The organism is Armatimonas sp. (assembly GCF_964826245.1).
On sequence record NZ_CBAYMC010000188.1, the window covers coordinates 1 to 8832 of the forward strand.

At 57.9% G+C, this 8832-nt stretch carries 5 protein-coding genes and 1 pseudogene; 2 read left to right on the plus strand and 4 right to left on the minus strand.

The genetic code is table 11. The features are described from left to right. The 4 genes and pseudogenes from AC1XOS_RS16235 to greA form a co-directional block, all read right to left on the minus strand. Positions 1 to 488, minus strand: a pseudogene (locus AC1XOS_RS16235) (hypothetical protein); the annotation flags it as partial. Positions 489 to 539: 51 nt separating this feature from the next. Continuing rightward, positions 540 to 1466 (minus strand): hydrogen peroxide-inducible genes activator, encoded by a 927-nt coding sequence (locus AC1XOS_RS16240; protein ID WP_481963270.1) that lies wholly within the window; start codon positions 1464 to 1466, stop codon positions 540 to 542. After that, positions 1435 to 1923, minus strand: coding sequence for a low molecular weight protein-tyrosine-phosphatase (locus AC1XOS_RS16245; RefSeq protein WP_481963271.1), 489 nt, complete (start codon positions 1921 to 1923; stop codon positions 1435 to 1437). The genes AC1XOS_RS16240 and AC1XOS_RS16245 overlap by 32 nt, the downstream gene beginning before the upstream one ends. A 69-nt stretch (positions 1924 to 1992) precedes the next feature. Then, entirely contained in the window at positions 1993 to 2463 is a 471-nt protein-coding gene (gene greA, locus AC1XOS_RS16250; RefSeq protein ID WP_481963272.1) for a transcription elongation factor GreA, read from the minus strand. A 274-nt stretch (positions 2464 to 2737) separates the two neighbouring features. On the opposite strand from greA, the gene rpoB reads away from it, so the two are divergent. Both rpoB and AC1XOS_RS16260 read left to right on the plus strand, forming a co-directional pair. Continuing rightward, positions 2738 to 6784, plus strand: a complete 4047-nt coding sequence (gene rpoB, locus AC1XOS_RS16255) for a DNA-directed RNA polymerase subunit beta (protein ID WP_481963273.1) — start codon at positions 2738 to 2740, stop codon at positions 6782 to 6784. Positions 6785 to 6865: 81 nt separating this feature from the next. Continuing rightward, positions 6866 to 8832, plus strand: a 1967-nt coding sequence (locus tag AC1XOS_RS16260; protein ID WP_481963274.1) for a DNA-directed RNA polymerase subunit beta', incomplete at its 3' end; no start/stop codon positions are given.

Consider the following 8832-nt stretch of genomic DNA (forward strand, 5'->3'; position numbering starts at 1 on the left):
CGGATAAAAAATGGGCCGTAGTGCCCATAGTCAGCGGGCCACCAGTCCTGCGACGAGGTCATGAGCGCGAAGATGTCCTTCTTCACGGCCTTCAGATCCAGCGTCTTAAACTCGGCGGCATAGTCGAACTTCTCGTCCATCGGGTTGGAGGCTGAGGTGTGCTGGCGCAGGATATTCAGGCGAAGCTGATCGGGCCACCAGTCCCGGTTCTGCATCCCACGCCCCGCCACGGCCTGCTGCTCTGGCGCTGTTTCAGCTTCGGCATGAAATGGGCACTTGCCCACGGTGCTGGGGATCGTAGGCACACTCTCGGTGGGCTTCTCTGGAGCGAGAAGATCCGTAGGCACACCAGGGAAGGCAGCCGCAGTGGACGCAACGGCACCGGAGGCTAGCGTGCAGCCTAGCGCAGCCAGAAAGTTCCGGCGGCTACTGGTTGGAGCGCTATCGCCCTCGGGGCTCTCAACATCGTGATTGATAGGGTTTGACATGCTCCCATTATCTCCGCGAGTGAGGGCAGGATCAACCCGGTTTCACCGATGTTAAGCTTCGGATTTTTCGATCAATGGCTGCGTCTCGGGGAGGTGGCGTAGGAAGGCGACGAGGCTTTGGGCATCGCGGTCGTCTTGGCTGGTTTTTCGGATCACGAGGCCAATATCGCGACCGGGCTTGGGGGAAACAAAGGGCAGGACGCACACGGAGTCGTCGGGCTTGCGAGTGGCGAGCGCGGGAAGGATCGCGATTCCGAGCTGGGCGGCCACGAGGGCACGCTGTGTCTCTAGCCCGGCGGCGTGGACGATGCGCTTGTGGGCCAGAAATGCCGTTCCACACGCCGCGAGCACTTGGTCGCGTAGGCAGTGGCCTGGCTCCAGAAGGAGCATTTCGTCGAGCGGGACATCGGCCACGGTTAGCGCAGTTTTCTGCGCCAGTGCGTGCTGGTGGCTCACCGCAAGGCAGAACGGCTCTCGAAAGAGCGGGTAGACGGCTAGGTCGCTCTCGTCCTGAGGAAGGGCGAGCAGCACGCCATCGAGCTGCCGGGCGCGGAGCTGACGCAGAAGCTCCTCGGTGAGCGCTTCGGTGAGTACGAGCTGGAGCTTGGGGTAGGCGGCTTGGAGGGGCTGCAAGATCAGCGGGAAGAGATAGGGCGCAAGGGTCGGAAACGCCCCGAGGCGAAAACGGCCACAGAGCGGGGCACTCGCCGACTGAAATGTCTGTGCGAGGATCAGGGACTCGTCTAGAACAATCAGCGCCTGGCGCACCACGCTCTCGCCCTCGGGGGTAAGCGAGACACTGCGGCTGGTGCGGATAAAGAGGGGGACGCCAAAGGCCGCCTCGATCTTCTTCACGATTGCAGAGAGAGTCGCTTGGCTCAGCCCAAACTCTTCGGCCGTGCGAGCGAAGTGCCGACGCTCGGCTAGGGTCACCAGCAGGCGCAGGTCACGGAGCGAGAGGTTCTCGATACGATCCATCCCCGAGAGTGTACCTGAAGTGGTCTAGCAAGCCGTCGCAGGCAGCATCGAGGAGCTGATAGGTAAGGGCAAAGTTGCCGTCGTACCAGGGATCGGGCACTTCGGTGTAGCCCAACGCGGGAGCGAACTCAAGCACAGGGCGCAGCGTGCCGACAGGTTCCCCCAGTCGGCGGACATCGCGCAGGTTGGCGCTGTCCATGGTCAGGAGATAATCAAAAGCACCAAGATCGGCGCGGGTAAGCTGACGAGCGCGGATGCTGGAGAAGTCAATCCCGTGCTGTTGAAGAATCTGCTGCGTGCCTCTATGCGGCAGCTCGCCTGCGTGCCAGCCGCCCGTCCCTGCCGAGTCGCATAGAATCCGTGTCTCTAGCCCCGCTTGCTCAACTTTGTGCCGAAAGATCGCCTCCGCCATCGGGGAGCGGCAGATATTTCCCAGGCAGATAAACAGAACACGCATCGTAATCAAAACTCTGACCATTACTCCCCCTCCTCCCAGGATTGGGAGGAGGGGGCTGGGGGAGGAGGGCTACTCGACGCTGAGAATCTCCAGGGTCATCGTCCCGCCAGGCGTGGTCACCGCGACACTCTCCCCGACCTTCTTACCCATCAGTGCGGCTCCTACGGGCGAGGCGGCGGAGATGAGGTCGTTGGCGGGGTCTGCTTCGTAGGAGCCCACGAGCCTATACGTGATCTCCTCCGCGAACTCTGTATCGCGGACATGAACCGTCGAACCCAAGCCCACGATGCCACTGCCGGGGACGCTCTCAGGGACGAGAATCGCGCGCTCTAGCATCGCTTGGAGATCGGCGATTCGGCCTCCAATGAAGCCCTGCTGACGCTTGGCGTCTTGGTAGTCAAAGTTCTCCGAGAGATCCCCTAAGTCGCGGGCCTCACGGATGCGAATCGCAAGCGCAGGCATCTCAACACTGCGTAGCTGCTCCAGCTCATCTTCGATTTTTTTCTTGCCTGATACAGTCAGGACGATATCTTCAGCCATAGCCGTTTCCTAAACCAACACAAATAGCCCCGAATGTGTTCGAGGCAGTGAGGCGATTATAGCCCTGTTTCTTCACACCGTCAAGAAAAATTGAAAAAAAATAGGCTCACACTGTTGACAGGTAGATAATACAGCGGTAAATTAAGAATTCGTGCCACAATAGGAGGAGCCGCGGAAAGCGACCCAATAAGTGGCATTTTGGGCTCGGAGAGCCGAGGTCTGTGTACCCCGACCTCGTCACACGAAGCCCGAATTAGGAGGGGTTCCAGTCCGTATGGAAATTCAGCATCAGGCGAAGCGTACCGAGCATGCCGCCCCGATCCCCAATCTCGTCGAACTGCAGCTAGATTCATTTCGCTCGTTCCTCGAAGATGGGTTGCATGAACTGTTCCGATCTTTTTCTCCCATCTATGACTTCACCGGTCAAACCGCCATTGAGTTGGTGGACTTCACTCTAGGTGAACCAAAACATTCTTTGGAGCAGTGTAGGTCACGCGATGTGACCTTTGAAGTGCCGATTAAGGCGCGTGTTCGACTGACGAGTACTGGTCAGGAAGTGATCGAGTCTGAGGTCTATCTGGGCGATCTGCCCTTGATGACCGCGAAGGGGACTTTTGTGATCAATGGCGCTGAGCGCGTCGTGGTCTCACAGCTCTCACGCTCTGCGGGTATCTACTTCCGCGACTCTCTGAGCAACTTACTGGAGTGGCAGTTCTTTGCGACTCTGATTCCCTCAGAAGGTCCTTGGGTAGATATTGAGACGGATGCGGGTGCCATTACGGTGCGCATCGGGCAGAACAAGAAATTCTCGATCATGACCCTGCTGCGGGCACTTCACGCCTTCGATGTCGCTTCCCCGGAGGGTGAGTTTGTCATCGAGTTCCGTGAGCTCGTGGGCAAGACCCTGGCGGAGACGATTGTTGACGAAGTGACGGGCGAGGTTCTTCTGGAGAAGGGCACCGATGTCACGGCGGATCACTACCGTGAGCTTGTCAAGGCGCTGGGCGGCGAGCAGGCGGTTCGTACTCGCAAGACCAAGTGTCTCCTAACCGGCTTCGATCTCGAAACCGATGCGCAGTTTTTAGAGTACTTCAGCACTCGCACCATGGTGACCAGCGAGCAGCTCGCCGAGGTGGATGTGGATGCGGAAGCGAAGTGGCGCTATGCCCCGACCGATCTCTTCGACGCGGCGGGTAAGCTGATCGTCCCGGCCTACGCCCGAATTGACCGTGAGGTCTCGAAGAAGCTGGCGGTTTTAGAGCGCGAAGTTGAGGTGCTGGAAGTGCACCGCTTCATCGGGGCTAGCCTTGAGCTAGAAGAGGCTAAGATCGTCGATCGCAAGAGCGCCCTTCACGATATCTACCACAAGATTCGTCCCGGCGACCCTGTGACCGATGACTCTGCCAAGGCGCTACTGCACTCGATGTTCTTCGACACACGTCGCTATGATCTGGCTAAGGTGGGGCGCCACAAGCTGAACAAAAAGTTGCGCATCTCGCTGCCGCTCTCGGTGCGCAATATCACCAAGTACGATCTGATCGCCGTGATTGAGTATCTTATCGGGATGCAGGAATCGTCCCGTGCAGAGGCATCGGAAGAGGCGAAGATGCGCTTCACGACCGATGACATTGACCACCTTGAGAACAAGCGCGTTCGCTCTGTCGGGGAGCTGCTCTACTCGCAGCTTCGCATGGGCTTCTTGCGCATGGAGAAAGTGGCCAAAGAGCGCATGACTCAGTACGATGCGGAGAATATCATTCCCCAGGTCGTGCTCTCGGTCAAGCCCGTGAGCGCCGCGATCAAGAGCTTCTTTGGCTCCTCGCAGCTCTCGCAGTTCATGGACCAGACCAACCCGCTGGCTGAGCTCACCCACAAGCGCCGTCTCTCGGCTCTTGGACCCGGTGGTCTCTCTCGTCAGAGCGCCAAGCTGGAAGTCCGTGACGTCCACCACTCGCACTACGGTCGTATCTGTCCGATTGAGACGCCTGAAGGCCCCAACATTGGTCTGATCGGCTCGCTCGCCGTGCACGCTCGTGTGGATCCGTTTGGGTTCATCGAGACCCCGTACCGGCGTGTCATTGGGGGCAAGGTCAGCCGCGAGCTGGACTGGCTGCCTGCCGACAACGAGCACCACTACCATATCTGCCCGGCGAGTGTTCGCCTCGCCGAAGATGGTAGCTTTACCACGGCTCTGGTGCAGGTGCGCCACAACCACGAGTATCCCTATGTTCCCGCCAAAGAGGTGGAGTACATGGATGTCTCGCCCCAGCAGCTTGTCTCGGTTGGTACGTCGCTGATTCCGTTTCTTGAGAACGACGATGCCAACCGTGCTCTGATGGGCGCGAACATGCAGCGCCAGGCTGTTCCGACACTTCGTCCCGATGCGCCTCTGGTCAAGACGGGAATGGAGCGGCGTGCGGCTCTGGACTCCGGCGCGATCATTGTTGCCAAGCGCGGCGGTCGGGTCAAGAAAGTCACCAGCGAGGAGATCATTATCGAGACCCGTGAGGGCAAGATTGATCGCTACTGGCTGCTCAACATGATCCGCTCCAACCAAGCGACTTGTATCACGCAGCGTCCTATCATCGAGCCGGGTCAGCGTGTCAAGCAGGGGCAAGTGCTCGCCGATGGGCCGTGTACCGACGGGGGAGAGCTGGCACTGGGACAGAACGTCTTAGTCGCCTTTATGCCCTGGAATGGCTACAACTACGAGGATGCTATCTTGCTCTCTCGTCGTATGGTTCGCGACGATGTCTACACGTCGATTCATATTGAGAAATATGAGCTTGAGGCACGCGACACCAAGCTAGGACCTGAAGAGATGACCCGCGACATTCCCAATGTCGGGGAAGATGCTCTCAAAGACCTAGACGAAGAGGGGATTATTCGCATTGGAGCAGAAGTCCGAAGCGATGATATTCTCATTGGAAAAGTTGCCCCCAAGGGCCAAGGGGAGCTGACGGCGGAAGAGCGCTTGATTATCGCCATCTTTGGCAAAAAAGCCGAAGAGACCCGCGATGTCTCGCTGCGCGTTCCACACGGTGAAAAAGGCAAGATCGTTGACATTAAAGTCTTCTCGCGCTACAAGTACAAAGATGCGAGCGGCAATATCTTCAACTTCTCCAAGCGGCCCGACTCGCTGGAGTCGCCCTACGATGGCAGTGAGCTGGAGCGTCTGACGCCCGATGAGCTGCAAGCGGGCGTCAATAAGCTTGTCCGTGTCTATATCGCCCAGAAGCGTAAGATCATGGAAGGCGACAAGATGGCGGGCCGCCACGGCAACAAGGGGGTGGTCTCTAAGATCATGCCGGAAGAGAACATGCCGTTCCTGCCCGATGGTACTCCGGTGGACATTGTGCTCAACCCGCTGGGTGTGCCTAGCCGCATGAACATCGGTCAGATCATGGAGACGCACCTTGGGTTGGCCGCTCGTGAGTTTGGTGTCCAGTTTGTGGAGCCGATCTTTGAGGGGTCTAACGAAGAGGAGATTCTCGGTGAGATGAACCGCTTCGGTGAGAAGCGCCGCCGCGAGATGCTGATGCACTATGTTAAGAGTGATCTGCAGCTCTCGGTGGATTTCCCGGAAGTGAGTGAGGGTGGACAGAACCTAGAGGATCTCCTCGGGCCTCTGGAAGCCGCACTCCGCGACCTGGATGCCGAGACTCTGGAGCGCGTTTCTTCGACCCTGATGGGACCAGAAGTCATCGACAATATTCCTGCTGACTTCCCCTACGATGCCCTGATCAAGGAGATCCGGGAGCGTGTCTGGCGGCGAGTGGGCTTCCACGAGGATCTCTGTAAGATGGATCTTCGCGATGGACGAACCGGTGAGAAGTTCAACATGGCCGTGACCGTGGGCAATATCTACATGCTCAAGCTCTCGCACCTGGTGGACGACAAGATCCATGCTCGGTCAACTGGCCCCTACAGCCTCGTGACTCAGCAGCCCCTCGGTGGTAAAGCTCAGTTCGGTGGACAGCGCTTCGGCGAGATGGAAGTCTGGGCCCTAGAGGCGTATGGCGCAGCCTACACGCTTCAGGAGATTCTTACCATCAAGTCTGACGATGTCTTAGGCCGTGTGAAAACCTACGAGTCTATCGTCAAGGGTGAGCCCATGCTGGAGCCTGGTGTGCCAGAGTCGTTTAAGATTCTGGTCAACGAGCTACAGAGCCTCGCTCTAAAAGTGACGGTCGAGGATGTTGCCGGTGCTGAGATTGATCTGAAGGACAAGGATGAAGACTTCCTTGATGACGAAGCCAGCCGCCGCCGTGCGCAGATTCGTCGTCAGCAGGAGTCAGAAGACTCGTTGCTTCTGAGCTAGTTTGTTTTTCTAAGAGTTGGTTTGGCCCTGTGTGGTTTCTAAAAGCACACAGGGCACTGCCTTGTTTCCGAAAGGGAAAAAATGGCCGACGCTAGTACATTTGATAAAATTCGTATCGGGATCGCTTCCCCCGATCAGATCCGCACTTGGTCTTATGGTGAAGTCAAGAAACCTGAGACCATTAACTACCGAACGTTTAAGCCCGAGCGTGATGGGCTTTTCTGCGAGAAGATCTTCGGCCCTACCAAGGACTGGGAGTGTCACTGTGGGCGCTACAAGAAAGTCAAGTTCAAAGGGGTCGTCTGTGACCGCTGTGGGGTTGAGGTTACTCGCTCCAAAGTTCGCCGCGAGCGCATGGGCCACATCGAGCTTGCCTCGCCTGTCTGCCATATCTGGTATCTGAAAGGCGTTCCGTCGCCGCTGGCGCTTCTTCTGGACATGACACCGCGTCCTCTGGAGAAAGTGCTTTACTTCGCCAGCTACATTGTCACCGATATTGACAAGTCGCGCATTCTGACGGGGATGGAGCAGTTCAAGCAGGCCGTTGAGCAAGAGATCCAGCAGATTGAGGACGACCGCGATGTGGCTATTGTTGAGTGGCGCGAGGAGATCGCCCGCGAGATCGCCATGGGCCGCCCGGTCAATCCTGAGGCGATGTACAACGAGGATGGCGAAGAGCTAGAAGTTGAGCGTGTCGACTACACGGAAGAAGAGATTGCCGATAAGTACAAGTATCTGGAAGATCGCATTGCCCAGGAGAAAAAAGACGCCGAAGAGCAGGCGCTGATCCTCCGTGCAAGTCTGGAGAACCTGCCCAAGGTCGAGAAGAAGATGCTCGTGGCCGAGGACGACTGGCGCGCGATTGAGCGCTTGATCGAGGTGGTCAGCCGCCGTATAGACGAGAGCCTGGAAGACATCATCCAAGCTGGTCTGGGGGGGGCGGCGATCAAGAAGCTCCTCATGGAGATCGAGCTGGAGCCGCTTCAGCGCTCGCTTCGAAAAGAGATCGAGGAGACGACCAGCCCGCCTAAGAAGCTCCGCGCCATCAAGCGTATCGAAGTTGTCAATGCCTTTATTGACTCCAAGAGCCGCCCTGAGTGGATGATCCTCGATGCGGTTCCGGTGATCTCGCCAGAGCTTCGCCCAATGGTGCAGCTCGATGGGGGACGTTTTGCCACGTCTGACCTCAACGACCTCTACCGACGGATCATCAACCGTAACAACCGTCTGAAGAAGATTCAGGAGATTCGCGCTCCTGAGAGCATTGTGAATCACGAGAAGCGGCTTCTTCAAGAGGCCGTGGATGCGCTGATTGACAACGGACGCCGCACTCGCCCGGTAACGGGAAGCAATGGGCGTGCGCTTAAATCTCTCTCGGACATGCTCAAGGGTAAAGAGGGCCGGTTCCGTAAGAACCTGCTCGGCAAGCGCGTGGACTACTCCGGTCGCTCCGTGATCGTGGTCGGCCCGGACTTGCACCTCCATGAGTGTGGTCTGCCGAAAGAGATGGCACTGGAGCTCTTTAAGCCGTTTGTGATGAAGACTCTCGTGGAGCGTGGCTTCACCAGCAACATCAAGACCGCCAAGCGCATGATCGAGCGCATGCGTCCTGAGGTCTGGGATGCGCTGGAGGAAGTCATTAAAGAGCATCCCGTGATGCTCAACCGTGCTCCCACCCTACACCGCCTCGGAATTCAAGCCTTCGAGCCCAAGCTTGTGGACGGCAAAGCGATCCAGCTGCACCCGCTGGTCTGTAAAGCCTTCAACGCGGACTTTGACGGCGACCAGATGGCGGTTCATATCCCGCTGTCGTCGTCGGCGCAGGCGGAAGCGCGCATCCTGATGCTCTCGACCCACAACCTGTTCTCGCCTGCCGATGGCTCGCCCATCGTCTCGCCACAGCAGGACATCGTTCTGGGAGCGTTCTTCCTGACGATGGACAAGCAGACCGACACGCTGCCTAGCGACAACATGCAGGAGCACATCGGTCGGGTGGTCGCGGTTCGCGATATCGTGGACAAGAGCACCGGTGAGGTTCTGGTCAAGGC

Coding starts and splice junctions, on each gene's coding strand:
- AC1XOS_RS16240 (WP_481963270.1), bottom strand. CDS start 1,466: ATGGATCGTATCGAGAACCTCTCGCTCCGTGACCTGCGCCTGCTGGTG.
- AC1XOS_RS16245 (WP_481963271.1), bottom strand. CDS start 1,923: ATGCGTGTTCTGTTTATCTGCCTGGGAAATATCTGCCGCTCCCCGATG.
- greA (WP_481963272.1), bottom strand. CDS start 2,463: ATGGCTGAAGATATCGTCCTGACTGTATCAGGCAAGAAAAAAATCGAA.
- rpoB (WP_481963273.1), top strand. CDS start 2,738: ATGGAAATTCAGCATCAGGCGAAGCGTACCGAGCATGCCGCCCCGATC.